General features: G+C 60.5%; 28 protein-coding genes. 11 read left to right on the top strand and 17 right to left on the bottom strand.

The features are described from left to right. Positions 1-92 precede the first annotated feature (92 nt). Complete coding sequence (gene ctaD, locus HYE77_RS08215) at positions 93-1,682, bottom strand: cytochrome c oxidase subunit I (protein WP_003214853.1); 1,590 nt, start codon at positions 1,680-1,682, stop codon at positions 93-95. 58 nt (positions 1,683-1,740) lie between these two features. Next, positions 1,741-2,868 carry a cytochrome c oxidase subunit II gene (gene coxB / locus HYE77_RS08210; protein WP_003214854.1) on the bottom strand — a complete coding sequence of 376 codons (1,128 nt, stop codon included), beginning with the start codon at positions 2,866-2,868 and terminating at the stop codon, positions 1,741-1,743. Between the two features lie 368 nt (positions 2,869-3,236). On the opposite strand from coxB, the gene HYE77_RS08205 reads away from it, so the two are divergent. Beyond that, on the top strand, positions 3,237-3,884 hold the full coding sequence (locus HYE77_RS08205; protein ID WP_177048221.1) for a hypothetical protein: 648 nt from the start codon (positions 3,237-3,239) through the stop codon (positions 3,882-3,884). Positions 3,885-4,016: 132 nt separating this feature from the next. Here the strand turns inward: HYE77_RS08205 and HYE77_RS08200 are convergent, their stop codons facing one another. From HYE77_RS08200 to HYE77_RS08190, 3 genes are all read right to left on the bottom strand, one after another. Next, the gene (locus HYE77_RS08200) at positions 4,017-5,564 is read right to left on the bottom strand and encodes a SulP family inorganic anion transporter (RefSeq protein WP_008439613.1); all 1,548 of its coding nucleotides are present in this window, start codon (positions 5,562-5,564) and stop codon (positions 4,017-4,019) included. Positions 5,565-5,649: 85 nt separating this feature from the next. Continuing rightward, entirely contained in the window at positions 5,650-6,381 is a 732-nt protein-coding gene (locus HYE77_RS08195; RefSeq protein WP_003214859.1) for a carbonic anhydrase, read from the bottom strand. Between the two features lie 196 nt (positions 6,382-6,577). Next, a complete protein-coding gene (locus tag HYE77_RS08190) occupies positions 6,578-7,636 on the bottom strand; it encodes a PA0069 family radical SAM protein (protein ID WP_177068648.1) in 1,059 nt (352 codons plus the stop codon). 287 nt (positions 7,637-7,923) lie between these two features. On the opposite strand from HYE77_RS08190, the gene HYE77_RS08185 reads away from it, so the two are divergent. Then, positions 7,924-8,109, top strand: coding sequence for a hypothetical protein (locus HYE77_RS08185; protein ID WP_177040934.1), 186 nt, complete (start codon positions 7,924-7,926; stop codon positions 8,107-8,109). 54 nt (positions 8,110-8,163) lie between these two features. On the opposite strand, the gene HYE77_RS08180 is transcribed toward HYE77_RS08185, so the two are convergent. Genes HYE77_RS08180 through HYE77_RS08170 form a run of 3 tightly spaced genes read right to left on the bottom strand, consistent with a single transcriptional unit; the run spans position 8,164 to position 11,987 of the window. Then, entirely contained in the window at positions 8,164-9,447 is a 1,284-nt protein-coding gene (locus tag HYE77_RS08180; protein ID WP_177068647.1) for a cytochrome c, read from the bottom strand. Between the two features lie 12 nt (positions 9,448-9,459). Continuing rightward, a complete protein-coding gene (locus HYE77_RS08175) occupies positions 9,460-11,244 on the bottom strand; it encodes a GMC family oxidoreductase (RefSeq protein ID WP_003214867.1) in 1,785 nt (594 codons plus the stop codon). 2 nt (positions 11,245-11,246) lie between these two features. Next, complete coding sequence (locus HYE77_RS08170; RefSeq protein ID WP_102367824.1) at positions 11,247-11,987, bottom strand: gluconate 2-dehydrogenase subunit 3 family protein; 741 nt, start codon at positions 11,985-11,987, stop codon at positions 11,247-11,249. Positions 11,988-12,271: 284 nt separating this feature from the next. On the opposite strand from HYE77_RS08170, the gene HYE77_RS08165 reads away from it, so the two are divergent. Then, on the top strand, positions 12,272-12,958 hold the full coding sequence (locus tag HYE77_RS08165; RefSeq protein ID WP_102367823.1) for a dual specificity protein phosphatase family protein: 687 nt from the start codon (positions 12,272-12,274) through the stop codon (positions 12,956-12,958). Positions 12,959-12,985: 27 nt separating this feature from the next. On the opposite strand, the gene HYE77_RS08160 is transcribed toward HYE77_RS08165, so the two are convergent. Together HYE77_RS08160 and prlC are read right to left on the bottom strand one after the other, a co-directional pair. Beyond that, positions 12,986-13,258, bottom strand: a complete 273-nt coding sequence (locus HYE77_RS08160) for a YheV family putative zinc ribbon protein (RefSeq protein ID WP_003214872.1) — start codon at positions 13,256-13,258, stop codon at positions 12,986-12,988. Continuing rightward, positions 13,255-15,354: an oligopeptidase A gene (gene prlC, locus HYE77_RS08155; protein ID WP_173406107.1), complete on the bottom strand. Its 2,100-nt coding sequence runs from the start codon at positions 15,352-15,354 to the stop codon at positions 13,255-13,257. The genes HYE77_RS08160 and prlC overlap by 4 nt, the downstream gene beginning before the upstream one ends. A gap of 54 nt (positions 15,355-15,408) precedes the next feature. Here prlC and HYE77_RS08150 point away from each other — a divergent pair, with 54 nt between their 5' ends. Further along, positions 15,409-15,951, top strand: a complete 543-nt coding sequence (locus tag HYE77_RS08150) for a gamma carbonic anhydrase family protein (protein ID WP_003214876.1) — start codon at positions 15,409-15,411, stop codon at positions 15,949-15,951. 11 nt (positions 15,952-15,962) lie between these two features. Continuing rightward, positions 15,963-16,616, top strand: a complete 654-nt coding sequence (locus HYE77_RS08145; RefSeq protein ID WP_177068646.1) for an HAD family hydrolase — start codon at positions 15,963-15,965, stop codon at positions 16,614-16,616. A 96-nt stretch (positions 16,617-16,712) separates the two neighbouring features. On the opposite strand, the gene HYE77_RS08140 is transcribed toward HYE77_RS08145, so the two are convergent. Beyond that, a complete protein-coding gene (locus HYE77_RS08140) occupies positions 16,713-17,768 on the bottom strand; it encodes an aminopeptidase (protein ID WP_177035387.1) in 1,056 nt (351 codons plus the stop codon). Positions 17,769-17,910: 142 nt separating this feature from the next. Between HYE77_RS08140 and HYE77_RS08135 the strand changes: the two genes are divergently transcribed. Then, entirely contained in the window at positions 17,911-18,333 is a 423-nt protein-coding gene (locus tag HYE77_RS08135) for a hypothetical protein (protein WP_102367818.1), read from the top strand. Here the strand turns inward: HYE77_RS08135 and HYE77_RS08130 are convergent, their stop codons facing one another. Further along, positions 18,334-18,573 (bottom strand): DUF1161 domain-containing protein, encoded by a 240-nt coding sequence (locus tag HYE77_RS08130; protein WP_003214887.1) that lies wholly within the window; start codon positions 18,571-18,573, stop codon positions 18,334-18,336. 113 nt (positions 18,574-18,686) lie between these two features. Further along, the gene (locus HYE77_RS08125) at positions 18,687-19,118 is read right to left on the bottom strand and encodes an OsmC family protein (RefSeq protein ID WP_008439587.1); all 432 of its coding nucleotides are present in this window, start codon (positions 19,116-19,118) and stop codon (positions 18,687-18,689) included. Positions 19,119-19,335: 217 nt separating this feature from the next. Between HYE77_RS08125 and HYE77_RS08120 the strand changes: the two genes are divergently transcribed. Further along, positions 19,336-20,337, top strand: coding sequence for an LLM class flavin-dependent oxidoreductase (locus HYE77_RS08120; protein WP_087694564.1), 1,002 nt, complete (start codon positions 19,336-19,338; stop codon positions 20,335-20,337). 118 nt (positions 20,338-20,455) lie between these two features. Here the strand turns inward: HYE77_RS08120 and HYE77_RS08115 are convergent, their stop codons facing one another. Together HYE77_RS08115 and HYE77_RS08110 are read right to left on the bottom strand one after the other, a co-directional pair. Beyond that, positions 20,456-20,683, bottom strand: coding sequence for a DUF1161 domain-containing protein (locus tag HYE77_RS08115; RefSeq protein ID WP_003214893.1), 228 nt, complete (start codon positions 20,681-20,683; stop codon positions 20,456-20,458). Positions 20,684-20,800: 117 nt separating this feature from the next. Then, entirely contained in the window at positions 20,801-21,016 is a 216-nt protein-coding gene (locus tag HYE77_RS08110) for a dodecin (protein WP_008439585.1), read from the bottom strand. A gap of 156 nt (positions 21,017-21,172) precedes the next feature. Between HYE77_RS08110 and HYE77_RS08105 the strand changes: the two genes are divergently transcribed. After that, a complete protein-coding gene (locus HYE77_RS08105) occupies positions 21,173-21,499 on the top strand; it encodes a YqjD family protein (RefSeq protein WP_177068645.1) in 327 nt (108 codons plus the stop codon). Here the strand turns inward: HYE77_RS08105 and HYE77_RS08100 are convergent. Beyond that, complete coding sequence (locus HYE77_RS08100; RefSeq protein ID WP_177068644.1) at positions 21,496-22,392, bottom strand: LysR family transcriptional regulator; 897 nt, start codon at positions 22,390-22,392, stop codon at positions 21,496-21,498. The genes HYE77_RS08105 and HYE77_RS08100 overlap by 4 nt on opposite strands. Positions 22,393-22,501: 109 nt before the next feature. Here HYE77_RS08100 and trpB point away from each other — a divergent pair, with 109 nt between their 5' ends. From trpB to HYE77_RS08085, 3 genes are all read left to right on the top strand, one after another. Next, complete coding sequence (gene trpB, locus HYE77_RS08095; RefSeq protein WP_003214899.1) at positions 22,502-23,728, top strand: tryptophan synthase subunit beta; 1,227 nt, start codon at positions 22,502-22,504, stop codon at positions 23,726-23,728. Next, positions 23,729-24,538, top strand: a complete 810-nt coding sequence (trpA, locus tag HYE77_RS08090) for a tryptophan synthase subunit alpha (RefSeq protein ID WP_177068643.1) — start codon at positions 23,729-23,731, stop codon at positions 24,536-24,538. A 140-nt stretch (positions 24,539-24,678) separates the two neighbouring features. Continuing rightward, entirely contained in the window at positions 24,679-25,122 is a 444-nt protein-coding gene (locus tag HYE77_RS08085) for an anti-virulence regulator CigR family protein (RefSeq protein ID WP_003214903.1), read from the top strand. A gap of 122 nt (positions 25,123-25,244) precedes the next feature. Here the strand turns inward: HYE77_RS08085 and HYE77_RS08080 are convergent, their stop codons facing one another. Next, positions 25,245-26,549, bottom strand: a complete 1,305-nt coding sequence (locus HYE77_RS08080) for an MFS transporter (RefSeq protein WP_003213647.1) — start codon at positions 26,547-26,549, stop codon at positions 25,245-25,247. Positions 26,550-26,572 lie beyond the last annotated feature (23 nt).

Below are 26,572 nucleotides of genomic sequence, written 5' to 3'. Positions count from 1 at the left end.
TGGCTTGCCTGCGATGCTGGCAACTCGGTCTTTCAGGTACACCGAAGTGATGCCATCGCAGCCAAGCCAGCTCCCACAGGATAGGGAGGTGTTCATTTGACCTCCGGTGGCGTGGTGAAGGTGTGGTACGGCGCGGGCGAAGGAATGCTCCACTCCAGCCCTTCGGCGCCATCCCACGGCTTGGCCGGCGCAGGCGGGCCGCCACGGATGCACTTGATGACGATGAACAGGAAGAAGATCTGCGTCGCGCCAAAGGTGAAGGCACCGATGGAGGAGACCATGTTGAAGTCGGCGAACTGCAGGTTGTAGTCCGGCACCCGACGCGGCATGCCGGCAAGCCCTACGAAGTGCATCGGGAAGAACGCCATGTTCATCCCCACGAACGACAGCCAGAAGTGCAGCTTGCCCAGGGTTTCGTCGTACATGTGGCCGGTCCATTTCGGCAGCCAGTAGTAGGCCGAGGCGAAGATCCCGAAGATCGCCCCAGGCACCAGTACGTAATGGAAGTGCGCCACCACGAAGTAGGTGTCGTGGTACTGGAAATCCGCCGGGGCGATGGCCAGCATCAGCCCGGAGAAACCGCCGATGGTGAATAGAATCACGAAGGCCACCGCGAACAGCATCGGCGTCTCGAAGGTCAGCGAGCCTTGCCACATGGTGCTGACCCAGTTGAACACTTTCACGCCCGTGGGCACCGCGATCAGCAGCGTGGCGTACATGAAGAACAGCTCGCCCACCAGCGGGATGCCCACCACGAACATGTGGTGCGCCCACACGATGAACGACAGGAACGCGATGCTCGCCGTGGCGTACACCATCGAGGTGTAGCCGAACAGCGGCTTGCGCGAGAAGGTCGGGATGATCGAGCTGACGGCACCGAACGCCGGCAGGATCATGATGTACACCTCGGGGTGGCCGAAGAACCAGAACACATGCTGGAACAACACCGGGTCACCGCCACCAGCGGCACTGAAGAAGCTGGTGCCGAAGTGGATGTCCATCAGCATCATGGTCACGCAGCCCGCCAGCACCGGCATCACCGCGATCAGCAGGAAGGCTGTGATCAGCCAGGTCCAGACGAACAGCGGCATTTTCATCAACGTCATGCCGGGAGCGCGCAGGTTGAGGATGGTGGCGATGACGTTGATCGCGCCCATGATCGAACTGATGCCCATCAAGTGGATCGCGAAGATGAAGAACGTCACGCTTTCCGGCGCGTAGGTGGTGGAGAGCGGGGCGTAGAAGGTCCAGCCGAAGTTCGGCCCGCCGCCGGGCATGAACAGGGTGGAAACCAGCATCAGGAACGCCGCCGGCAACAGCCAGAAACTGAAGTTGTTCATGCGCGGCAGGGCCATGTCGGGCGCGCCGATCATCAACGGAATCATCCAGTTGGCCAGGCCGACAAACGCTGGCATCACCGCACCGAACACCATCACCAGGCCGTGCATGGTGGTCATCTGATTGAAGAACGCCGGCTCGACGATCTGCAAACCCGGCTGGAACAGCTCGGCACGGATCACCATGGCAAACGAGCCACCAAGCAGGAACATGCAGAAGCTGAACCACAGGTACATCGTGCCGATGTCTTTGTGGTTGGTGGTCAGTACCCAACGCATCAGGCCCTTGGCGGGGCCGTGAGCGTGGTCACCGGCATGACCGTGGTCATCGATCACAGCGCTCATGGCCTTTCTCCTGCGAACGAGTGGGCGGGACGGTTCAGGGAATATGCAATGAAGGAAGTCATTTGCTTTCCGCCTGTTTCAGAGCCAGCACGTCTTTAGGTGTGACCATGTCGCCTTTGTTGTTGCCCCAGGCGTTACGTTCATAGGTCACGACCGCCGCGATATCGACTTCCGACAGTTGCTTGCCGAACGCCGCCATGGCGGTGCCGGGCTTGCCGAAGTACACGCGGTGCAGGTGGTCTTCCTTGGGCCCGGTGGCAATCGGCGAGCCCTTGAGCGCCGGGAACATCGGCGGCAGGCCCTGGCCTTCGGCCTGGTGACAGGCGACGCAGGTGGTGTGGTAGATCTTGTCGCCACGGGCCACCAGCTCATCCAGGGTCCATTCCTTGGAGGTCAGCTCCTTGAGCTTGGCCGCCTCTTCCTTACGCTCGCCGAGCCAGGTGTCGTAGTCGGCCTTGGATTTGACCTCCACCACGATGGGCATGAAGCCGTGGTCCTTGCCGCACAGTTCGGCGCACTGGCCGCGATAGATGCCGGGCTTTTCGATGCGGGTCCAGGCCTCGTTGACGAAGCCGGGAATCGCATCACGCTTCACCGCAAACGCCGGCACCCACCAGGAGTGAATCACGTCCGCAGCGGTCACCAGGAAACGCACCTTGGCACCCACCGGCAGCACCAGCGGCTGGTCGACTTCCAACAGGTAATGCTCGCCTTTGACGGCCTGGTTATGGATCTGCTCGGCGGGCGTGGCCAGGTTGCTGAAGAACTCGACATCCTGGCCCAGGTATTTGTAATGCCACTTCCACTGGTAGCCGGTGACCTGGATATCGATATCCGACTCAGTGCTGTCGTAGATATTGATCAGCGTCTTGGTGGCCGGAATGGCCATCGCCACCAGGATCAGCAAGGGCACCACGGTCCAGAGAATCTCCACCGTCGTACTCTCGTGGAACTTGGCTGCCACCTGTCCCGTGGAGCGCCGGTGAACGATCATCGACCAGAACATCGCGCCAAACACGACGATGCCAATCGCCACACAAATCCAGAAAATGGTCATGTGCAGGTCAAACACGGCGTGACTGACTTCAGTGGCCCCTGGCGCCATATTCGTTGTCCAGGCGGCTTGCGCCTGGCCGAATACTGACCACAACAGGAGGCCCATCCAAACATGTGGATGTCGCGTCATTGCGGGTTCCCCTTATCATTCTTGTTATCCCGCCGGTTTGCACCTGCGGCCAAGGGAGCGGCTTCCATACTGCTTACAACCGCCAGGCCTTGCCTGCTCATGCAGTCGGGCGTCATCAGCTAATTGCGTACAAAATCGAGTATAGACAGCGACCGCCACCCCGCAATGTGATCGGGCAAATGAACGAAAATGAGGAAACGGACCACACAACAGGACCGGTGGCGCGCGTTATCCGACGAACGATGGCAATTTGATATAACGCCAGCGCATAACCATGAAATAATTATGACAAATGCGTCTTAGGCTCTCGTATAAACGAGCTACCTTATGCTCTCCCTATTTCCTACGCCTGCATCACTGGAGCTTTCATGAACACCGCCGCATTGCGCGAGCAGATTTCCCGTGCCCATCAACACGAATCCAGCACTGGCCAGCTTGCTCAGCAGCTGGAAGTTCAGTTACCGCACCTGCACCCGGCGATTTCCGTGCCTGACGTTGACGCCAAGGGCGTGATGACGCGTTTTGTAAGCGCCTACATCGACCAGGTCCCCGATCTACTGGACGCGGCCAACGATGTTGCACGCGAAGCCGGTATTGAAAGCCAGATCAAACCGGTGCTGAAAATCGCCGAGCATTTCTTCCTGCAGCCGCCGGCGATCCTGGCCGGGCATGAAGGCCTGGACGGTTTGCTGGATGAGGCTTACCTGGCGCATCGCCTGGTGGAAGAGGTCAACGATCTGTATATCAAGCACTTCGGCCAGCCGTTGATTCCGCTGGATACCACCGTGGCGAACGTGATTGCCCACCAGTTGATCGGCGAGACGTTTGCCAATCAGCTGGATGAGGCGGTGCACCACGCGGTAGATGAGATGCTTAACGAAGAGAGTTTTGCGCTGGAGTCGGTCGAAGCCTACCGCGACAAGCTCAAGAGCCCGGACACGGAAGCGGCGTGGAAGCGCTGGCCGTGCCTGTCGCGGCAGTTGGGCGTGGGTCTTGAGCTGGACCAGCCAGCTTAGATTTGCCGGCTTCTTGCAAAGATCCAATGTGGGAGCGGGCTTGCTCGCGAAAGCGGTGTATCAGAAACACATTCAGTGACTGACACTGCGCCTTCGCGAGCAAGCCCGCTCCCACATTTTGATCCGGTTTCGTCAGCCAACAGACGGCGCCGAGCCTATTCCGGTCGTCGTTCTTACCCGTCCTTCCAACCTGCGCTTCAACCCCCGCGCCTCGATCATCAGCTTCGAGCCCTTGGCCGCATTGGCCCGACCCCATTCCTCCAATAGCTCAAGGCAGGAGTGGTCGATATAACTCAGGTTACTGAGCGGCACATGCAAGGTGGTCCCGGCGGGTACCGTCGACAGCACCTGGGTCAATGCAGGCACCTTGAGAAAGGTCCCGGCCCCCGTCAATCGCAGCTCCATCTCGCCCTCCTGCGGCAGGTCGATCAGGCTTATTTTCAAGCGTGAGGCCTTGAACGCCAACTTCACCAGCGTCAACCCGAAGCCCACCAACACACCCGTCAGCAGGTCGGTAAAGATGATCGCCAGCGCCGTCGCCGCGTAGGTAAACATCGGCATTCGCCCGTAGCGCGCCAGGCCACGAAACGCCTTCATGTCCACGAGCTTGATCCCGGTGTACACCAGCACACCCGCCAGGCTTGCCACCGGAATGCTTTGCAGCACACTGGACAGCAACAGCACGAACGCCAGCAGCCACAAGCCGTGGAACATCGCCGACAAACGCGTGGTAGCGCCGGCCTGGACGTTGGCCGAACTGCGCACGATCACACCGGTCATCGGCAGGGCGCCGACCAGGCCACACAGCATGTTGCCCACGCCTTGTGCCGACAATTCCTTGTCGAAGTCGGAACGCTGGCCACTGTGCATACGGTCGACTGCCGCCGCCGAAAGCAGCGTTTCAGCGCTGGCGATAAATGCCACGGCGAAGGCCGCGATCAACAGATTGGGATCCGCCAGGTTAAGCAGGTCGCTGGGGCGCAGCCAATCGATGGCATCCGCGAGATTTTCCGGCACCTCCACCCGCTTGACCTGCAACGCCAGCACCAGGCTGGTGACTGTCGCCAAACCCACGCCGAGCAGGGCGCCGGGGACGAAGCGCAGCTTTTGCGGGCGGAACTTGTCCCACAGCCACATCACCATAATCGTCGACAGCCCGAGCAAACCGGCCTGCCAGCCGAGCCCGCCGCCCAATGTGGGGATCGCCTGGATCAGTGCCGCAGGAAAGCCGGCGAGGTTATCCAGCCCCGAGGGCTTTGGCACACCGTCGAGCATCACGTGTACTTGCGACAGGACAATCAGCACCCCGATCCCTGCCAACATCCCGTACACCACTGCAGGCGCAGTCACGCGGAACCAGCAGCCCAGGCGCAAACGCCCGGCTACCAATTGCAGGAAGCCCGCCAGCAACAGGATCGGCCCGAGCATGGCCATGCCATGCTGGCGAACCAGTTCAAACACCAACACCGCCAAACCTGCCGCCGGACCGCTGACTTGCAACGGCGACCCCGCCAGCCAACCGACCACCAGGCCACCGATGATCCCGGTGATCAAGCCTTTGGCCGGAGGCATTCCGGACGCGATGGCGATCCCCATGCACAGCGGCAGGGCGACCAGAAACACAACCACGGAAGCCAGCAGCTCCCGTGGCAGCACAGCTTTCAATTGAGCAGCACGCATGATGACTCTCCCGAGGCATTCGCCGGGCGTGGCAAGGCCTGGTTGCTCGAATGGCAGCCATCGCGTTACCCGACAGGGGATTGTTTTAGAAGCGCGCTTTAGGCGTCGCGGATGGAATCGGCTGGGTACCGTTCAAGGGCAGGAACGCTGCCTGATCCGCATCGTAGGCCCTGATTTCGCTGGTCTCGATGTCGTAGACCCAGCCATGGATAAACAAATGCCCGTTGGCCATGCGCGAGGCCACGGAGGGATGAGTGCGCAGGTGCTGCAGTTGGGCGATCACGTTTTCTTCGGTCAGCACGTGCATGCTTTCGTGTTCGTTGGCGCAATCGCAGTTGTCCTGGACCATGGTCTTGGCAACCTCGGCGTGGCGCAGCCAGGCCTTTACCGTGGGCATTTTTTCCAGGCTTTGGGGGTTGAGCACCGCGCGCATGGCGCCGCAGTCGGAGTGGCCGCAAATGATGATGTGCTGCACACCAAGGGCCAATACCGCGTACTCGATAGCCGTTGAAACACCGCCGTTCATCTGCCCATAAGGCGGCACGACGTTACCGACGTTACGGGTCACGAACAAATCCCCAGGGGAGCTATGGGTGATCAGCTCGGGAACGATGCGCGAGTCGGCGCAGGTAATGAACATCGCCCGCGGGCTCTGGGCCGTGGCGAGTTTTTTGAAGAGCTCTTCCTGCTGGGGGAAGATCTCGTTATGGAAATGCAAAAAGCCTTCAACGATGTGCTGCAGCGCTGCATCGGCGGATTCCGCCTCGTGAGGGGCTGAAGCCGACGCAGCCAACGGCTGTTTATCCTTGTCACTCATAATTCATCCTCTTGGTTGGAGCAGGGGAGTTTTCCAGTGCGGCCGGCGCCCAAACTGAAGCGCCGACTCATTAGTCACTCGATGAACAAGGTACCCGCCGAAACTTAACTCAAACTGAATGAGCCGCTCTAGATCGGGGCTTTCAGTGATATCAAAACGCGACTATTCCTACAGAAAAGTACGCTTATCCAGCAGTTTACAATAATGCCATCTGTCTGCCCGGCGGACAAAACGCCGTGCAATCCAGATTAAACCCTTCCCGCCGGTTGAGCCCCAATCGTTTGATCGCCTTGGCGAAACGTTGCGCCAGCAAATCGGCAAACGGCCCTTCGCCACGCATGCGTACACCGAATCGGCTGTCGTAGACCTCACCGCCGCGCACCTGCCGCACCAGGCTCATCACATGGGCCGCGCGCTGCGGGTAATGGGCCGCCAGCCATTCCTCAAACAGCGGCGCCACCTCCAGAGGCAAACGCAGCATCATGTACGCCGCGCTTTGTGCCCCCGCGGCATGAGCTTCGGCCAGCAGGCTTTCCAGCTCGCTGTCGTTGATCATCGGGATCATCGGCGAACACAGCACGCCCACCGGGATCCCCGCCTCACGCATCACCCGGATCGCCCGCAGCCGGGCCTTGGGTGCAGCCGTGCGCGGTTCGAGGATGCGCTTGAGTTCATCGTCCAGGCTGGTGAGGCTGATCATCACCGCCACCAGCCGCTGCTGCGCCAGCTCGGTCAGCAGGTCGAGGTCCCGCAGGATCAGCGAGCCCTTGGTAATGATCGTCACCGGATGACGGTAGCGCAGCAGCACTTCGAGGGTTTGCCGGGTGATCTTGTACTCGCGCTCGATGGGCTGGTACGGGTCGGTGTTGGAGCCCAGGTTGATCGGCGCGCAGATGTAGCCCGGTTTCGACAGTTGCTGCTCAAGCACGTCGGCGGCGTTGGTCTTGGCGATCAGCTTGGTTTCGAAGTCCAGCCCCGGCGACAGGTCCCAATACGCGTGGCTGGGCCGCGCATAGCAGTAGATACAACCATGCTCGCAGCCGCGATACGGGTTGATCGCCCGGTCAAACGGGATATCCGGCGAGCTGTTGCGGGTAATGATGGTTTTCGCGGTTTCGATACGGACTTCGGTGCCCTGGGTCTGTGGCACTTCCTGATACCAACCGTCGTCTTCCGCCACGCTGACGGTGGGCGCAAAACGGTTGTGCAGGTTGGTGGCCGTGCCGCGCCCGCGAGGCGGCAAAGGGACATTCATAGTCAGACCTCATAAACTGTATCCATATACAGTATTCGAGAAGATCGCTTTTCACCAGCACCACTGGGCGGCGCGGTCTAGCATCGACCTTCGCACGAACGGAATGACACCTTCCTACATGTAACCAAACAAGAAATAAATCGCGACATATGTGACATGGATAAAGTTATTAACACATCGCTATGATCACAACTTAACTCATTACCACCTACAGGATATTTATGTCTCAGGATGAACTACGCTTTACATGCGAAGACTTTGAAAAAGATAACAGCCCGGAAGTATTAATGGAGCGCTTTACCGACGGTAAACTGTCCTACGCCATGTATGCCTCTTCCTCCAACAGGGACGGGCACTACGACACCACTTCCTCCACCACCGACCTGGATAACGACGGCGACTTCGATGAACAGGACAAGACCATCTTCCTGAACATGGCGAATAGCTTTGTAAAAACCTGCGCCCCTCGATAATTAATCGGCTAGTTGCCAGGCTTATATATAAAACTATAAACCTGGCAACTGACACTACTTCTCTGAAGTTTGATCAGCTTCGGTAGTTACTGCATCTTTTCGCAAGTCTTTCACTTGCGAAGCCTTTACAGTCTCTCCCTTATTACCCCAACTGTCCCGAACGAAACTGACGACATCCGCCACCTCCTGATCCGACAGCCGCCAGGCAAACGCCGGCATGGTGAAGGTCGAAGGTGCCGTATGCGTCGCCGGCAACGTGCCGCCGTTCAACACGATGTTGATCAGCGACGTCGCATCCGCCGTCTGCAATACCGGGTTGCCCGCCAGCGCCGGGAACACGCGGGTGTAGCCGTGGCCGTCGGTACGGTGGCACGCCGCGCAGTTGTCGATGTACACCGAGGCACCCGGCTTGCTGTCATCACCCTTCCACAGCGCGTCGGCGACCTGCTTGTCGTACTGGTGCGGCTGATCCTTGGGATCCACCGCCGGCAAGCTCTTGAGGTAACGGGCGATAGCCGTCAGATCCTCTTCCGACATGTACTGCATGCTGTGGACCACAACGTCGCTCATGCCGCCAAACACCGCGCTGCGATCACTGCGCCCGGTCTTGAGGAATTGCACCAGTTGCTCCTCGCTCCAGCTACCCAGGCCGTCCTTGTGGTCGCCCCGCAGGCTCTTGGCAATCCAGCCTTCCAGCGGCGCACTGCCGGACAGGAAAGCGCTGCCATCCGACGCACTCAGGGATTTTTCCTGCATAGTCAGGGCCCGTGGCGTATGGCAGGCACCGCAGTGGCCAAGGCCCTCTACCAGATAAGCGCCACGGCTGATCACCGGATCGGCGCCCGCCTGGGCCTGGTAGTCCTCGACCTTGGGCGCAAACATCCAGCGCCATCCGGCCAACGGCCAGCGCATGCTCAACGGCCAGGGAATGTCGCTGTCCTTGTTCACCTGCGCCACCGGCTCCACGCCCTTCATGAAGTACGCGTACAACGCCTGCATGTCGCTTTCGGTGACCCGCGCGTAAGACGGGTAGGGCATCGCCGGGTAAAGCGTACTACCGTTCTTGGCGACGCCATGGCGCACGGCCTGGTCGAAGTCTTCGAAGCTGTAGTCGCCCAGGCCGGTTTTATCCGGGGTGATGTTGGTGGAGTAGATGGTGCCGATCGGGGTTTCCATCGGCAGGCCACCGGCGAACGGTTTGCCGCCCTTGGCGGTGTGGCAGGCCACGCAGTCACCGGCGCGCGCCAGGTATTCACCTTGTTTGACCAGATCGGTTTCAGCCGCACTCACCGAGCAGCTGCTGAACAAAGCCAGGGACGCGATAACAAATGCTTTCATGGTCATCGCTCCTTATGCCTGAACCAGTGGGCCGGGGTTTTTCAGGTACTGCTCGCGAATTGCCCGCGCCGACCAGTAGGTCAATGCCGCCACCAGGCCCGTAGGGTTGTAGCCCAAGCCTTGTGGGAACGCGGAAGCGCCCGGGACAAACACGTTGTGTACGTCCCAGCACTGCAGGTAGCGGTTCAAGGCACTGGTTTTCGGGTCGGTGCCCATGATCGCGCCACCGTTGAGGTGGGTGGTCTGGTAAGACGCGGTGTTGAAGTGCTCGCCCACCTTTTTGCCCAGCAAGGCAATCGCCTTGGGGTTCATCGCTTCGGCGATCTTGCTCATTTTTTCGACCATGAAGCGGTTCATCTTGATGTCGTTTTCCTGCCAGTCGAAGGTCATGCGCAGCAGCGGCAGGCCGTAGGCATCGCGGTAAACCGGGTCCAGGTCGAGGTAGTTGCCACGGTAGGATTGGTGGGCGCCATGGGCATCCATCGACACCTGGTGGGTGTAGTAATCAGCCGTGGCGCGCTTCCACGCGCTGCCCCAGGCCGGCGTGCCCGGCGGGTTGGAGGTACCCGCAATCGGCCGGCTGCCCGCCTGGTTGACCCACATCGGCGAGCCGCCCACAAAGCCGTGAGGCCCATGGTCGAAGTTGTCGGCGTTGAAGTCATCGACCGCCACGCCATTGCCGCCGGCACCGATGAAGTTGTTGGTGTGCACGTCCTTGTCGAAGAACGCCTTGATGGTGGCCATGTTCTGGTAGGCGAAGTTGCGGCCCACCACGCCCTCACCGGAGATCGGGTCGTAGGGTTTGCCGATGCCCGACAGCAGCATCAGGCGCACGTTGTTGAACTGGAAGGAACCGAGGATCACCAGGTCCGCCGGCTGCTCGCATTCCCGCCCCTGGGCGTCGACATACGTCACGCCGGTCGCCTTGCTCCTGGTGCTGTCGAGATTGACCTTCAGCACGTGGGAGTTGGGCCGCAGTTCGAACTTGGGTTCCTGGCGCAAGGCCGGCAGGATGTTCACGTTCGGCGAAGCCTTGGAATACATGTAGCAGACATAACCGCTGCAGAAGCCGCAGAAGTTGCACGGGCCCATCTGGGCGCCGTAAGGGTTGGTGTACGGCCCCGATGTATTCGCGGAAGGCAGGTTGTAGGGCTTGTACCCCACGGCCGTGGCGGCCTTCTGGAACAGCTGTGCAGAGACGGTGTTCTTCTGCGATTCCAGCGGGAAGTGATTGGAGCGATCCGGTGCGTAAGGGTTGCCGCCCTTGCCTTCGCCCACCAACTGGCCCTTCACCGTCCAGGCTTGCCCGGAGGTGCCGAAGACTTTTTCGGCATAGTCGAAGAATGGTTCCAGCTCTTCATAGCTGACGCCGAAATCCTGGATGGTCATGTCCTTGGGAATGAAGTTTTTCCCGTAGCGCTCTTCGTAATGGCTGCGCATGCGCAACTCGATCGGGTCCACCCGAAAGTGCACGCCGGACCAGTGCAGGCCTGCACCGCCGACACCGTTGCCAGGCAGGAAAGCGCCCAGTTGGCGGTTGGGCATCGCCACGTCATTCACGCTATGGCGAATGGTCACGGTTTCCTTGGAGATGTCCTGGAAGAGCTTTTTACGCACGCTGTAGGTCAGTTCGTCGATGACCTGGGGATAGTTGCCGTCCGGGTAGGTGTCCTGCATCGGGCCGCGCTCCAGCGCTACCACGTTGAGGCCTGCTTCCGTCAGCTCCTTGGCCATGATCGCGCCGGTCCAGCCAAAGCCGACAATCACTGCATCCACTTTCTTCATGATGGTCGCCACGTTTACGCCCTCTCGCCACGGATCGAAACAGCCGGGAAGGGGTATTGCTCGTTGCGTTCAACCCAATCCATGAAATCGGCGCGGGCGCCGGGGAAGCCGATCATGGTCCAGCCGACCATGCCTTTGTTGCCACCGTGGACCGGGTCGCAAAAGAACCCTTCCTTGGTGTTTTGCAGCAACAGATTGAAGAAAATCTTCGGCGGGACGCTGTCGAATTGCGCGTCGCCGGCCTCCAGGCGCTGCAACAATTTGTCCTGGGTAGCGCTGTCTTGCTCGGCAAATAACTTACCGTTCATCGCTTTCGACCAGGCGTCCGTGTCAGCAATGCCCAGGCGATAGATCTCCTTGGGCACCAATTTGCTCTGCCAGCCCATTTCAGGCGGCGCGTCGGCATTGAACGGGCCTTGCATGAACCACAGGGCGCCAGCCGCGTACGGCGTGTTCATCTGACGGTCGATGTATTCCGGCGCACCGGCTTCCAGGGCGCCTGGGCCCTGGTCGTCCGCCGGGATCAGGCGCGCAACGGCCGCGTTGATAAAGGCCCATTCCTCGCCAGTGAAATAGCTCGGCTCATAGGCCTTGCTGCTGACGGGCGCCTTCTCCGGGCTGGCTTGAGCCGGTTCGGGAACCGCCATCAGCATCGAACCGCCCAGGCCCGTGCTGGCGACAGTGACCACGGGGATCAAGGTCAAGGATTTGCGTAAAAACTCACGCCGGGGGTTGTCTTGATCTTGATCAGACATGGTGGCACCTCATCATGTGGTCACGGATTTATCAGCCGCTTCGAGGAACGACTTATAGTTTTGGCAGTAAATGGGATCCAAAGGACCCAAGGGGATAGAACACAGCAGCAATCAATAGTTACAAAGGATAGCAGGCTAAGGATTGGGGAAAATCGTTTCAGCGCGAAAAAATCTGCCCGGAGCCGGCTTATTCACGATTCTTTGACGAGTACCTCACACGGCATTGACCCCCTGTAGGCGAATCTGGGCCCCATTAACCCCTTCCCTATTCGGTTACATCGCGCATGTTCAAGAATCAATTGCTGCCTGCCCTCAGCCTCGTGTTCATGGCGTTGTTCACCACCGCACCGTCCCAGGCCGAAGAGCTCACGCCCATCCGTTCATCGGAATGGGCCCAGCCGGTGGGCAATCAATACAACCTGTATCAAATGACGCCCACGCTCTATCGCAGCGCGCTGCCGGATAGCGGCGCTGTCCCTGTATTGGAAAAGCTCAAGATCGGTACGGTGATCAACTTTCTGCCCGAGTCCGATGCCAACTGGCTGAAATCACCCGGTATCAATCAGGTGCAATTGTCCTATCGCACCAACCATGTCGATGACGCCGATGTGCTCGCAGCGTTGCGTGCGATTCAGGATGCCGAAGCCAACGGCCCGGTGCTGATGCACTGCAAACACGGCTCCGACCGTACTGGCCTGGTGGCGGCGATGTATCGGGTGGTGATTCAGGGATGGAGCAAGGAAGACGCGCTGAACGAAATGACCTTGGGCGGCTTTGGCGCCAGTAGCGGCTTCAAGGACGGTGTTCGCTACATGATGAGGGCCGATGTCGACAAGTTACGCACCGCACTGGTCAACGGCGAATGCAGCACCAGCGCCTTTGCACTGTGCTCGATGAAAAGCTGGCTGAATACCGCGGACAACGCCAAAGACCCGGCCGAGGAAAAAACCGCCTGGGTGGTCGCTCCCTGAGCCATCAACCCAGGGAGCGCTTCACGATCAGTCTTTCTTCAGCTTCGGATTAGGGAAGAACTGCACCGCCTGCACCTTGGGGTCCGGTGCTTTCAACGCCGACGTATTGACCCGCGTACCCAATTCCTTGGGCACTGACAGACCTTGTTCATTCAGCGTGTCGGAATAGCCGCAAGCCACGCATTCGCGGTGCGGAACATCGTCCTCGCTCCACATCATCAACTTGTCCGGCTCGCTGCACGCCGGGCAGACTGCCCCGGCGATAAAGCGTTTTTTGGTTTTCACAGGTGCTTCACTCATGCTGCCGCGTCCTCACTCAGGCCGCTGTGGCGCAAGAGTGCGTCAATCGACGGCGCCCGTCCGCGGAAATCGACGAACAGCACCATCGGTGCCTGGGAACCGCCACGGGCCAGGATCGCCTCGCGGAACGCCCGGCCAGTCTCGGCATTGAGCACGCCATCTTCTTCGAACTTGGAGAAGGCATCGGCCGACAGCACTTCCGCCCACTTGTAGCTGTAGTAACCCGCGGCGTAACCGCCAGCGAAGATATGCGCGAAGCTGTTGGGGAAGCGGTTGTAGGCGGGCGGACGCATCACCGACACCTCATCACGCACACCTTCAAGCACCTGCAGCACGCTGCGGCCATCGCCGTGGGTAGCGTGCAGCTCGAAGTCGAACAGCGAGAACTCCAACTGGCGAACCATCATCAGGCCGGACTGGAAGTTCTTCGCCGCGAGCATTTTTTCCAGCAGGTCCTGAGGCAGCGGCTCACCGGTTTCATAGTGACCGGAAATCAGCGCCAGGCCTTCCGGCTCCCAGCACCAGTTTTCCATGAACTGGCTCGGCAACTCCACCGCATCCCAGGCCACGCCGTTGATGCCGGACACGCCGGCGTGCTCGACACGGGTCAACAGGTGGTGCAGGCCGTGGCCGAATTCGTGGAACAGCGTGGTCACTTCATTGTGGGTCAGCAGGGCAGGCTTGCCGCTGTCGGCCGGGGTGAAGTTGCACACCAGGTTGGCCACCGGGCTTTGCAGCACGCCATCAACCGTGCGGCGACGGTCTCGGGCGCCGTCCATCCAGGCACCCCCACGCTTATTGGCGCGGGCATACAGGTCGAAAAAGAAGCGGCCGACGTGCTGGCCGTTTTCCTTGATTTCGAACAGGCGAACATCCGGGTGCCAGGTGTCGAAGCCTTTCTGCTCGGCGATCTCGATGCCATACAGGCGTTGCACGATGGCGAACAGGCCGCTGAGTACCTTGTCGATCGGGAAGTAGGCGCGCAGGGCTTCCTGGGAAACGCTGTAACGCTGCTCACGCAGTTTTTCGCCGTAGAAACCGCTGTCCCAGCTTTGCAGGTCCGCGCAGCCTTGTTCGGCGGCATAGGCCTTGAGCTGTTGCAGGTCCTGGGTGGCAAACGGCTTGCTGCGCTTGGCCAGGTCACGCAGGAAGCTCAGCACCTGGTCGCTGGACTCGGCCATTTTGGTGGCCAGGCTCAGCTCGGAGAACGAGGCGAAGCCCAGCAGTTGCGCCAGCTCCTGACGCAGGTCGAGGATCTGTTCCATGACCGGGCCGTTATCGTTCTGACCGGCATTCGGGCCTTGGTCCGACGCGCGGGTGCAGTAGGCTGCGTAGATTTCTTCACGCAGGGCGCGGTCGTGGGCGTAGGTCATCACCGCGTAGTAGCTTGGGAATTCCAGGGTGATCAGCCAGCCGTCGAGGCCCTTGGCCTGGGCAGCCGCAGCCATTTGCGCCTTGGAGGAATCGGTCAGGCCGGCAAGGGTTGCTTCGTCAGTGACGTGCTTGGTCCAGGCCTGGGTGGCATCGAGCAATTGGTTGGAGAACTTGCTGCCCAGTTCGGAGAGCTTGCTCTGCACTTCGGCATAACGCTTTTGCTGCTCAGGCGGCAAATCGATACCCGACAGACGGAAGTCCCGCAGGGAGTGTTCCAGAATCGTTTTTTGCGCCACGTCGAAGCCGGCGGCTTCCGGGCTGTTGGCCAGGGCGTCGAAGGCCTGGAACAACTCGCGGTTCTGGCCCATCTCGGTGGAGTAGGCGCTCAGTGCCGGCAGGCACGCCTCGTAGGCTTCTCGCAGTTCGGCGCTGTTGCACACGGCATTCAGGTGGCTGACCGGGCTCCAGGCGGCACCCAGGCGGTCATTGAGTTCGTCCATGGCCAGGACCAGCCCGGCCCAGGTCGGATTTTTACCCTGGCTTTGCAGGATGCCTTCGATGGCGACGCGGTTGTCGGCGAGGATCTGTTCAATGGCCGGCTGTACGTGCTCGGCACGGATCGCCGAGAACGGCGGCAGGTCGTAGGACTGCAGAAGAGGGTTGTTCGCGCTCACGGTTGGCACCTTGGCTGAAGAAACATGTAAGAACAAAGATGGGGCCATCTTAATTACAATCAACGCCCACCGCAGCTATCAGCAGAAGAGAGAGAGCCTATCGTGACCCTTCGCACCTACCAGAATCACACGCCGGCCCTGGCCGCCGGGGCTTTCGTCGATGCATCGGCGGTGGTGATCGGCGACGTCGAAATCGGCACCGACAGCTCGGTATGGCCGCTGACGGTGATCCGCGGCGACATGCACCGCATCCGCATCGGTGCGCGCACCAGCGTGCAGGACGGCTGCGTGCTGCACATTACCCACGCAGGCCCCTTCAATCCTGATGGTTTCCCGCTGCTGATCGGCGACGATGTGACCATTGCCCACAAGGTCATGCTGCATGGCTGCACGGTAGGCAGCCGGATCCTGATCGGCATGGGCAGCATTGTGATGGACGGCGCCGTGGTGGAAGACGAGGTGATCATCGGCGCCGGCAGCTTGGTGCCGCCGGGCAAGAAACTTGAGAGCGGTTTTTTGTATGTTGGCAGCCCGGTTAAACAAATCCGCCCGCTGACTGACAAGGAACGGGCATTTTTCACCTACAGCGCCGCGAACTACGTAAAGCTCAAAGACCTGCACCTGGCCGAAGGCTTCGACCAATGACAAGGACACCCATGCATTACCAGACCGTTTTGTTCGACCTCGATGGCACCCTCACCGACCCGCGCGAAGGCATCACCCGCTCGATCCAGTACGCCCTCGCCAAACTGGGGATCGATGAGCCGGACCTGACCAAACTTGAGCACTTTATCGGCCCGCCGCTGCTGCAAGCGTTCATGCAGTTTTATGGTTTCGACGAAGCCAAGGCCTGGGAAGCGGTGAACTTCTACCGCGAGCGCTTCAAGGTCACCGGCCTGTACGAAAACCTCGTGTTCGACGGCGTGATGCCGCTGCTTGAGGAATTGAATGGCCAGGGCCGCCAGCTGTATGTAGCCACGTCCAAGCCTTGGGTATTTGCCCGGGAAATCGCCCGGCATTTTGATTTCGCCAAGCACTTCAAGGTGATCTACGGCAGCGAGCTGGACGGCACGCGCACCAACAAGGTCGAGTTGATCGCCCACCTGATGGCGCAAGAAAGCCTGGACCCGGCCAGCACCTTGATGATTGGCGACCGCAAGCACGACCTGATCGGGGCCCGCAGCAATGGGCTGGATTCGGCGGCGGTGGGTTATGGGTTTGGCAGCCATGAAGAGCTGAGTGCCGAGGCGCCGACCTGGCATTTCGAAACGTTGGCCGAGATGCATCAGGCGTTTTTGCAACGGCCTTGAATGCGCTATCGCAGGCAAGCCAGCTCCCACATTTGATCACGGTCGGCCAAGACAACTCAGTCAAATGTGGGAGCCGGGCTTGCCCGCGATGAGGCCCTACCGGCCAACCACTTGCCCGGATCCCTCCAACGCCCTCAGGGCCGCCTTGCGCTGATCCACCGGCAACCCGCCCAGCTTCTCCACCGCCGCAAAGAACTTCGGCCAATCCCCGCCTTCCTGCCGGAACAACGCGACGAACGCCGGCACCCACTGGTCATACAGCCCAAACGGCAGCAACCTTGCGTTGTTCATCGGTAGGTTGACCCAGGCGTCATAACGCTTGTCGCCACCCCACTGGCTATCGCGCATGTGCCGGTAGTCACTGCGCAGGCGCTCGAATTCAGCGGCCTTGGCCTGGCGCATGGCATCTGCCGTCAGCGGCTGCGCATACAACTGCTCCAGGCGTTTGCGGGTATCGAGCACCAGCCGGGTGAACTGGTCGCGCTGTTTCAACGCTGACTCGCTGGCAGGCGGCAAGCCTTGGGCGGCGCGCCATTGCCGGGTACCTTCCTGCTCGACGAAGGTGGCGTACGACTCGTTGAACTCGGTGTCGTCCTTCACATAAAACCGCTGGTGCGCCAGCTCATGAAAAATCAGCGTGGCCAGGCGCTCGTCCCCCCAGCTCATCATCGAACTCATGATCGGGTCGTTGAACCAGCCGAGGGTGGAATAGGCCTCCACGCCGCCAATCGACACATCCATCCCTTGCTGCTTCAACAAAGCCGCCTGGCCGCGTGCGGCGCCCTGGTTGTAGTAGCCGCGATAGGCCACGCAACCGGCAATCGGGAAGCAGTGGGTTTGCGGGGACAGGGAAAATTCAGGCGTGGCGAACACGTTCCAGACCACGTAAGGGCGGCCGATATCGGCATACAGCCGGTAACTCTGGTTATCCGGCAGGTGCAGGTGTTCGCTGGCGAAGGTGCGGGCTTTCTGCGATTGCGCCAAGTGCTCGCGCAGCACCTGTGGCCGGGACGGGTCGGCGACGACCGCGGAGACCGGCTCCCGGGCACGCAGCAATTGCCATTGGCCGTCTGCCAGTTGGCTGTAATAACTGACGCTGGAACAGCCGCTGAGCAACAGCAGCATCAAGCCGGGAAGCAAACGCCTGACCATTCAAACCTCTCGCCGGTAACCATCCCGCCAGACTATCTCGCCTGTGGGGAATTTTTCCATGGCGTGGCGTGTTTATACTCATAGGGAGCGTGCTGCCGAACGCAGCCGTTCAAAAAACCATTCCTACAGTTGAGTGCTTAACATGCGTCAGCTACTGCTTCCCGTCGCCGCGATTTTTCTCAGTGCCTGTGCGTCGACGCCACTACCGCCGGTTGATCCACTCCAAGCCTGGGTCGACTTCGCTACCCCGACACCCGGCGCCAAGCTGGTAATGGCGCAACGCCTGGACGGGAAAAACCTGAACGACGGGCGCTTCTTCCAAATGCCGCCTGGCAGCCATGAGCTGATGGTACGTTTTGATTTCGAGGTGCCTACCGGCGGCAGTTTCGGCGGGTTTGGCCAAACCACTGACCGTACCTGCTTCATGACCCTGCAATACGACCGTTTCGAGGCGGGCCAGCGCTATCGCCTGGAAGGGCGCTCACTGGGCTACAACCCGAATATCCGGCTGTACAACAAAGCGGGTCAATTGCTGGCCGAAGAACGTAGCGTCAACTGCATCTGATCAGTCGTTGTTCTTCTGGTAGACGATGGCTTTGGTGCCATTCTCACAGCTGCCGACAACCATGGCGCTGTCGTGCTTGTCAGCTTCTTCCTTGGTGACGATTTCGAGGGTGTAGGACGGAACGGCATTCGCCTGGATTTTGACCTCGATCTCCTTCCTGAGCTCTTCACAATCTTTTGGCGCCGCCAGCGCCGACGTGGCCAGTGCACAGCAGATAACCGCCAAGGCAATACGTTTCATGTGTGAAGCTCCCTGAATGCACGCGCACGGGTGTGCGCTGAGTCTGCAATCGGCTATTCGACCACATTTGCACCTGCAGGGGCGAGCAAGCTCACCCCTGCAAGGGGGTTGCATCAACTAACCAGCGTGCCATCCAGGGTAATGGTTGCATTCAGTACCTTGGACACGGGGCATCCTTCCTTGGCCTTTTTGCTCAGCTCATCGAACTGCGCCTGGCTGGCGCCCGGGATCTTTGCCTTGAGGGTCAGGTGCACGGCAGTAATCGCAAAGCCACCGTCCACTTGGTCCAGGGTCACTTCGGCCTGGGTGTCGATGCTGTCGGCCTTGAGCCCGGCATCGCCGAGAATCATGGAAAACGCCATGGAGAAACAACCGGCATGGGCTGCGCCGATCAGTTCTTCAGGGTTGGTGCCCTTGCCACCTTCGAAACGGGCCTTGAAGCCGTAAGGCGCTTCACGCAGAACGCCGGTTTCGGTGGAAATGGAACCCAGGCCAGTCTTCAGGTCGCCTTCCCAATGCGCGGATGCTTTTTTAACAATACTCATAGCGGTCTCCTCGAACGGTGGTTTTGCGTCAGTAAGGGTTCTGAGGATAGACGCCACGGCAAAGTTCATCTTGTCGGAGAAACCTAGCGATTAAGTAGGAAATTTCACCATCGCTATTGAATCTCGGGTATATGCCCTCATTGCATAGGACATGCACATGAAGCGGCAGGTTTTGGTTCGTCTAAGAAGCCTGCGCCCCCATTGGAGAAGCAGGCTTATGAAATCGCTGTCCGACGTAAAGTTCTCGACCCTCGACCTCGTGCCCGTGCGCGCCAACGGCAGCCCGGCGCAGTCGCTGCGCAATTCCCTGGACCTGGCCCAGCACGTGGAAAAATTCGGCTACAACCGTTTCTGGGTCGCCGAACACCACAATATGGACGGCATCGCCAGCTCGGCGACCTCGGTATTGCTGGGTTACCTGGCCGGCGGCACCTCGACGATCCGTGTCGGTTCCGGTGGCGTGATGCTGCCCAACCACGCGCCGTTGGTGATCGCCGAGCAGTTCGGCACCCTGGAAAGCCTGTACCCGGGCCGCATCGACCTGGGCCTTGGCCGCGCACCAGGCTCCGACCAGATGACCGCCCGCGCGCTGCGTCGTGAACGCTCCGGCAGCGCCGATGATTTCCCGGAAGACGTGGCAGAACTGATGGCCTACCTCGGCCCGCGCACCCCGGACCAGCGCGTGATCGCTGTACCCGGCACGGGCACCAATGTGCCTGTGTGGCTGCTGGGCTCAAGCCTGTTCAGTGCACAACTGGCGGGCGAGCGCGGTTTGCCTTACGCCTTTGCCTCGCATTTCGCACCGCGCCTGATGCATGAAGCGATTCGCGTCTATCGCAACCACTTCAAGCCTTCGGCCGTGCTGGACAAGCCCTATGTGATGCTCGGCATCCCGCTGGTGGCCGCCGACACCGATGAGCAAGCCGACTACCTGGCCACCTCGGTGTACCAGCGAATTCTCGCGCTGATGCGTGGGCAAAGCCTGGTGCAGCGCCCGCCGGTCAAGACCATGGACGGCCTGTGGCTGCCCCATGAAAAAGACGCGGTCGGCAGTTTCCTCGGCCTGGCCATGGTGGGCAGCCCGCAGAAGATCCGCGCCAAGCTGGAGGTGCTGGTGGAGCAGACCGGCGCTGATGAGCTGATCTTTACCTGTGACCTGTACGAGCACGCCGACCGGATTCATTCCTACGAGCTGCTGGCGCAGGTCATGAAGGGCTGAATCCAGGAGTGAGGGGGGACGCAGAGCATCCCAGGCTACATTCCCACGCGGAGCGAGGGATCGCAGGCATAAAAAAACCGACGCACTTGCGTCGGTTTTTTACGTCTGCAACACGGGATCACCCGCGCTTGTAGGCGATTTCCTTGGTACCGGCTTCACAGCTGCCGACAACCGTGTGGTCACTAGGTGCAGCACCTTTGTCCACGATTTCCAGGGAGTAGCCCGAAGCGCCTTTAGCGTCGATTTTCGCCGCAATCTCGCTTTTCAGCTCTTCACAAGGCTTGCCCGCCGCCAGGGCCGTGCCCGCAATGCTCAACAAACCTACCGCCAACAAAAAGTTCTTCATCCGTCACTTCCTTGGGTTGATCGAAAGGAAGCACGTCGCCGCTCGTCACGTCGACGTGCCTAAAGGTTGTAGCGGAGTTTATGGCAATCGGCCAGCGCGCAAGTTCAACCGGCTCAATCAACTACTGGCAATTCGGAACCCCACCTTGAGGGTCACCTGGAAATGCGCGGCCTTGCCGTCCTTGATATGACCGCGGGTTTCGGTCACTTCAAACCACTCCAAGTGCTTGATGCTCTTGCTGGCTTCAGCCAGGGCATTGTTGATGGCCTCCTCGATGCTGGTCGCGGAAGAGCCCACCAGTTCGACTTTCTTGTAGGTGTGATGATCACTCATAAGTTTTTCTCCTGGGGTCGTTAATCAAGACTAGCAGTGAATTCTCGTACTGCTTCTGGCGGCTATTGCGATGTGAAAGTTCAGATTTACTGCACTTTCTGAAACCGCCGCAGTCGGAAACAACACACGCCACTCAATCACTCCAGGAGAGCCCACATGGCCAACACCTCTTTACGCAAAGCGTCATTGGAAAGCATGGAAGCCGAGATTTCGAGCCTGCTCAAATCTTTGGAAAGCCTCAAGGACGATGCGTCTGACGAGTCGCGCAAAACCCTGAAGGCCCTGAAAAACAATGCCGAGAACGCCCTCAAGCATTCCCGCCACCTGATCAGCGATGCCTACGAAGAAAGCAAAGTCAAAATCCGCGAAACCGGTGTTGCAACACGGGACTACGCGCAAGAGCATCCATGGACTACCGCCGGTGTCGCCGTCGGCGCGCTGGGTTTGCTGGCGGCTTACTTGCTGTGCAAACGCGGCGACTAAACGTCCTGGCGCGCAAGCTCAGCCTTGAGCCACTGCGCCAGTTGCCCGGCGCGCCCATCCGCGGCGCGCTTGGGTAGCCACAACGCCAGTTGCGCCGGGGTTTCACTGAAACCCCACGGCGCAACCAGGCGACCCGCTCGCAGGTCCTCTGCCACCAGCGGCTCAGGCGCAATTGCTACCCCCAGCCCGGCCACCGCCGCCTCCAGCAAATAATACAAATGCTCAAACCCCTGACCGTACTTCAACGCGCAAGCGTCGATCCCATGGTGCTGCGCCCAGCTGGGCCAGGCTTGCGGGCGTGAGGTAGTGTGCAACAGGGCCTCACTCAGCAGCGCCTCGGGAGGCGCCTGGCGCAATCGCTCGTAATGGGCAAAACGCGGGCTCATGACCGGGCCGATGCGTTCGCTGGCCAATTCGTACACCTGCATATCCGCCGGCCATGGGGGTTCGGCGAACACCAGCAGCGCGTCCAGGCCGGGGCGGCGCGGGTCAAGATCGCCTTCACCCGCCGACAGATGCAGGCGCAAATCCGGCAACTCGGCGTTCAGGCGCCCCAGACGCGGAATAAACCAGCGCGCCAGCAGGCTGCCGGAGCAGCCGAGTACAAACGGCGCATCGGCACTGCTTTGCGTGAGCTCGGCGCAGGTGTCCCTCAGTCGCTCGAAGGCCTCGAAACTCGCATCCCGCAGACGAATGCCGGCATCTGTGAGTTTGAGGCCGCGCCCGTCCTTGGCGAACAGGTTTACACCAAGGTGTTCTTCCAACACCTTGAGCTGCCGGCTGACCGCACCATGGGTCACGTGCAGTTGCTCAGCGGCCTGGCTAACGCTGTTCAGGCGCGCAGTCGCCTCAAAAGCGCGCAAGGCATTCAGCGGTGGGAGGTCTCGGCTCATCTGTGAGTTTTCCTGACAGGTTGTGGCGATCTTATCGGTTTTCACGTGGAAGCGTCAGGGGTAGAGTGACCGTCATTGCCTCTTACACATTTTCTACCTGGAGCGTCCCATGACTCAGACCCAGACCGATTTACGCAACGGCCCGGATGCCAATGGCCTGTTTGGTTCGTTCGGCGGCCGCTACGTGGCGGAAACCCTGATGCCGTTGATCCTTGACCTGGCCCGCGAATACGAAGCGGCCAAGATCGATCCGGCCTTCAACGAAGAACTGGCCTACTTCCAGCGCGACTACGTCGGACGCCCAAGCCCGCTGTACTTCGCCGAGCGCCTGACCGAGTTCTGCGGTGGCGCCAAGATCTACCTCAAACGCGAAGAGCTGAACCACACCGGCGCCCACAAGATCAACAACTGCATCGGCCAGATCCTGCTGGCGCGGCGCATGGGTAAAAAACGCATCATCGCCGAGACCGGCGCCGGCATGCACGGTGTGGCCACCGCCACCGTCGCCGCGCGTTTTGGCCTGCAATGCGTGATCTACATGGGCACCACCGACATCGAGCGCCAGCAGGCCAACGTATTTCGCATGAAGCTGCTGGGCGCTGAAGTGATCCCGGTAGTCGCCGGTACCGGCACCCTGAAAGACGCGATGAACGAAGCCCTGCGCGACTGGGTGACCAATGTCGACAGCACCTTCTACCTGATCGGCACCGTGGCCGGTCCGCACCCGTACCCAGCCATGGTTCGCGACTTCCAGGCCGTTATCGGCAAGGAAACCCGTACCCAGCTGCAAGCCCAGGAAGGCCGTCTGCCCGACAGCCTGGTGGCGTGCATCGGCGGCGGTTCCAACGCCATGGGCCTGTTCCACCCGTTCCTGGATGACACCAGCGTCGAAATCATCGGCGTTGAAGCGGCCGGCTACGGCATCGAGACCGGCAAACACGCGGCCAGCCTCAACGGCGGCGTACCGGGTGTGCTCCACGGCAACCGTACCTTCCTGCTGCAGGACGACGATGGCCAGATCATCGACGCCCACTCGATCTCCGCGGGCCTCGACTACCCGGGCATCGGCCCTGAACACGCCTGGTTGCACGACATCGGCCGCGTCCAGTACACCTCGGTGACCGACGACGAAGCCCTCGACGCCTTTCACAAATGCTGCCGCCTGGAAGGGATTATTCCTGCACTGGAAAGCGCCCACGCCTTGGCCGAAGTGTTCAAGCGCGCGCCGACCTTGCCGAAAGATCACCTGATGGTGGTCAACCTGTCCGGCCGTGGCGACAAAGACATGCAAACCGTGATGCACCACATGGAACAGTCCAAGCAGGAGAAACACTAAATGAGCCGCCTGCAAACACGTTTTGCGCAACTGAAAGAACAAAACCGCGCCGCCCTGGTGACCTTCGTCACCGCTGGCGACCCGGGGTATGACACCTCGCTGGCGATCCTCAAGGGCTTGCCGGCGGCCGGCGCCGATGTGATCGAACTGGGCATGCCGTTCACTGACCCGATGGCTGACGGCCCGGCCATTCAACTGGCCAACATCCGCGCGCTGACCGCCAAGCAGAACCTCACGAAAACCCTGCAAATGGTTCGCGAGTTCCGCGAGGGCAACAGCGACACGCCGCTGGTGCTGATGGGCTACTTCAACCCGATCCACATGTACGGCGTGCCACGCTTCATCAGCGATGCAAAAGAAGCCGGCGTCGACGGCCTGATCGTGGTCGACATGCCGCCGGAACATAACGGCGAGCTGTGCGACCCGGCCCAGGCTGCCGGTATCGACTTTATCCGCCTGACCACGCCGACCACCGACGACGCGCGCCTGCCCACCGTGCTCAACGGCAGCTCAGGGTTTGTGTACTACGTGTCGGTGGCCGGTGTGACCGGTGCCGGTGCCGCGACCTTGGAACACGTCGAAGAGGCCGTGACCCGTCTGCGTCGGCATACCGACCTGCCGATCAGCATCGGTTTCGGCATCCGCACCCCGGAGCAGGCCGCTGCAATCGCCCGCCTGGCAGACGGTGTGGTGGTGGGGTCGGCACTGATCGACCACATCGCCAACGCCAACAATGATCAACAGGCCATCGACGGTGTATTGACCCTGTGCTCGGCGCTGTCGGAAGGTGTACGCAACGCCCGTAAGTAAGCGGCTCGTAAGCGGTAGGTAAAGTTCCTGATACAGAGGAATCATGCTGGCAAATCAGCACCTAAGCTAACAAGACCAAGGGATTTCGAACCCGGTTCGAAATCCCTTTTTTGTTCGTGCAGTACTGAGGAAACAGCCCCATGAAAATCCCCAAACGTTTGATTGCAGGTGTAGGCGTGCTGGTGCTTGGCGCCAGCGCCCTGGTCCAAGCTGCGCCCTATGATCAGGGTGGCGGACCTGACCGTGGTGGCCCACAGGGCCAGCACGATCAACGTGGCGATGACCATCGCGGGCCGCAGGACAACCACCGTGGCGGGCCGCCTCAGGACTTTGGTCCTGTGAGACAGGTCATCCGCGACAACCATGGCGACTTCCGCCGTGGCGCGCCGCCGCCTCCCGGCATCCACCTGGTGCGCGGCCAGCGCCTGCCACCAAACTACTATGGTGAGCGTCTGGACCCACGGGCGCTGGGCCATCTGCCGCAATACCCTGGTTATGAATGGCGCCGTTCGGGCGGGGACATCGTGTTGATCGCCGTTGGCACCAGCATCGTCTATCAGATTCTGGATGGCGCGCTGTACTAGAGCCGCACTGCTTTTGTGGTGAGGGAGCTTGCTGTGGCCGGGGAGCTGGTGTGGCGAGGGAGCTTGCTCCCTCGCCACACCAGCTCCCCGGCCACAGCAAGCCCCCTCGCCGCAGCAGTCGCCTAAATCTCGATACGCTCGACCTTGCCGACCAACAAGATGTAGGACAACGCACCCAACAACGCCAGCACCGCGATATACGTAATCGCCGGTGCAAACGAATCCCCTGTCGCCAGAAAGCCAATCACGATCGGCGTGGTAATCGCCGACAGATTGCCGATGAAGTTGAACACCCCTCCGGTCAGCCCCAGCAGCCTTGCCGGCGCCAGGGTCGACACCAATGACCAGGTGATCGACGCCAGGCCATTGCCGAAAAACGCCACCGCCAGAAACGCAATCACCCACGCCGTGGAATCAACAAAGTTGGCGCCGATGATCGCCGTGGAAATCAACAGCCCGCCAATGATCGGCAACTTGCGCGCAAACCCCACGGACGCTCCCCGGCGAATCAGCCAATCGGAAAACAGCCCCGAACACAGCACCCCGACAAACGCCGCCAGAAACGGCAGCGACGCCAGCAGGCCGGACTTGATGAAGTCCATGCCGCGATATTTCACCAGGTAGGTCGGAAACCACGTCAGGAAAAACCACAACGTGGAATTCAGGCAGAACTGCCCCAGGTAGATCCCCCACAGTTTGCGCTTGCTCAACACGATGCCGAGGTCGACCCAGCTGAACGGTGCCTTGGCCGCCTGCGCCTGGATGTCCACCAACCCGCCGCCTTCGCGGATCAGCTCGATTTCCGCCGCATTCGCGCCTTTGAAATCCCGTGGCTCGCGGTACACCGCGTACCAGATCAACGCCCACACAATGCCCACGCCGCCGGTGGCGACAAACACCATGTGCCAGCCAAAGGTGTGTTGCAGCCAGGCCAACACCGGCGTGAGAAACGCCAGCCCGACAAATTGTCCGGAGGTATAAACGCCGATCGCCGTGGCCCGTTCACGCTCGGGGAACCAAGTGGTGACCACGCGGCTGTTGATCGGGTAGGCCGGGGCCTCCAGGGCGCCCACCGCCATGCGCAATACGAACAGCGCGATGAAGCTGGCGGCGAAACCGAGCATCACCGTGGCCACCGACCACAGCAGCAGGGCGACGCTGTAGAGAATGCGCGGCGGCACCCGGTCCACCAGCCAGCCGCCGGGAATCTGCATGGCCGCGTAGGTCCAGCCGAACGCGGAGAAGATCAGCCCGACATGCACCGGGTCGATCCCCAGCTCGCTGGTCAGGGCCGGAGCGGCAATCGACAGGTTGCTGCGGTCCAGGTAGTTGATCACCACGGTGATGAACAGCAGCACCATGATGAAGAAACGCTTTCGGCTGGGCGTGACTAAAGAAGCCTGCCCGGTGAAGGACTCGGATTGCATGGGGGTTGCCTCTTCTTATGGTT

The sequence above is a fragment of the Pseudomonas sp. IPO3774 genome, assembly GCF_013386835.1.
Lineage (GTDB): Bacteria > Pseudomonadota > Gammaproteobacteria > Pseudomonadales > Pseudomonadaceae > Aquipseudomonas.
This window is presented reverse-complemented; position numbering and strand designations above follow the sequence as displayed.

Coding starts and splice junctions, on each gene's coding strand:
- ctaD (WP_003214853.1), bottom strand. CDS start 1,682: ATGAGCGCTGTGATCGATGACCACGGTCATGCCGGTGACCACGCTCAC.
- coxB (WP_003214854.1), bottom strand. CDS start 2,868: ATGACGCGACATCCACATGTTTGGATGGGCCTCCTGTTGTGGTCAGTA.
- HYE77_RS08205 (WP_177048221.1), top strand. CDS start 3,237: ATGAACACCGCCGCATTGCGCGAGCAGATTTCCCGTGCCCATCAACAC.
- HYE77_RS08200 (WP_008439613.1), bottom strand. CDS start 5,564: ATGCGTGCTGCTCAATTGAAAGCTGTGCTGCCACGGGAGCTGCTGGCT.
- HYE77_RS08195 (WP_003214859.1), bottom strand. CDS start 6,381: ATGAGTGACAAGGATAAACAGCCGTTGGCTGCGTCGGCTTCAGCCCCT.
- HYE77_RS08190 (WP_177068648.1), bottom strand. CDS start 7,636: ATGAATGTCCCTTTGCCGCCTCGCGGGCGCGGCACGGCCACCAACCTG.
- HYE77_RS08185 (WP_177040934.1), top strand. CDS start 7,924: ATGGAGCGCTTTACCGACGGTAAACTGTCCTACGCCATGTATGCCTCT.
- HYE77_RS08180 (WP_177068647.1), bottom strand. CDS start 9,447: ATGAAAGCATTTGTTATCGCGTCCCTGGCTTTGTTCAGCAGCTGCTCG.
- HYE77_RS08170 (WP_102367824.1), bottom strand. CDS start 11,987: ATGTCTGATCAAGATCAAGACAACCCCCGGCGTGAGTTTTTACGCAAA.
- HYE77_RS08165 (WP_102367823.1), top strand. CDS start 12,272: ATGTTCAAGAATCAATTGCTGCCTGCCCTCAGCCTCGTGTTCATGGCG.
- HYE77_RS08160 (WP_003214872.1), bottom strand. CDS start 13,258: ATGAGTGAAGCACCTGTGAAAACCAAAAAACGCTTTATCGCCGGGGCA.
- prlC (WP_173406107.1), bottom strand. CDS start 15,354: ATGGCCCCATCTTTGTTCTTACATGTTTCTTCAGCCAAGGTGCCAACC.
- HYE77_RS08145 (WP_177068646.1), top strand. CDS start 15,963: ATGCATTACCAGACCGTTTTGTTCGACCTCGATGGCACCCTCACCGAC.
- HYE77_RS08140 (WP_177035387.1), bottom strand. CDS start 17,768: ATGGTCAGGCGTTTGCTTCCCGGCTTGATGCTGCTGTTGCTCAGCGGC.
- HYE77_RS08135 (WP_102367818.1), top strand. CDS start 17,911: ATGCGTCAGCTACTGCTTCCCGTCGCCGCGATTTTTCTCAGTGCCTGT.
- HYE77_RS08130 (WP_003214887.1), bottom strand. CDS start 18,573: ATGAAACGTATTGCCTTGGCGGTTATCTGCTGTGCACTGGCCACGTCG.
- HYE77_RS08125 (WP_008439587.1), bottom strand. CDS start 19,118: ATGAGTATTGTTAAAAAAGCATCCGCGCATTGGGAAGGCGACCTGAAG.
- HYE77_RS08120 (WP_087694564.1), top strand. CDS start 19,336: ATGAAATCGCTGTCCGACGTAAAGTTCTCGACCCTCGACCTCGTGCCC.
- HYE77_RS08115 (WP_003214893.1), bottom strand. CDS start 20,683: ATGAAGAACTTTTTGTTGGCGGTAGGTTTGTTGAGCATTGCGGGCACG.
- HYE77_RS08110 (WP_008439585.1), bottom strand. CDS start 21,016: ATGAGTGATCATCACACCTACAAGAAAGTCGAACTGGTGGGCTCTTCC.
- HYE77_RS08105 (WP_177068645.1), top strand. CDS start 21,173: ATGGCCAACACCTCTTTACGCAAAGCGTCATTGGAAAGCATGGAAGCC.
- HYE77_RS08100 (WP_177068644.1), bottom strand. CDS start 22,392: ATGAGCCGAGACCTCCCACCGCTGAATGCCTTGCGCGCTTTTGAGGCG.
- trpB (WP_003214899.1), top strand. CDS start 22,502: ATGACTCAGACCCAGACCGATTTACGCAACGGCCCGGATGCCAATGGC.
- trpA (WP_177068643.1), top strand. CDS start 23,729: ATGAGCCGCCTGCAAACACGTTTTGCGCAACTGAAAGAACAAAACCGC.
- HYE77_RS08085 (WP_003214903.1), top strand. CDS start 24,679: ATGAAAATCCCCAAACGTTTGATTGCAGGTGTAGGCGTGCTGGTGCTT.
- HYE77_RS08080 (WP_003213647.1), bottom strand. CDS start 26,549: ATGCAATCCGAGTCCTTCACCGGGCAGGCTTCTTTAGTCACGCCCAGC.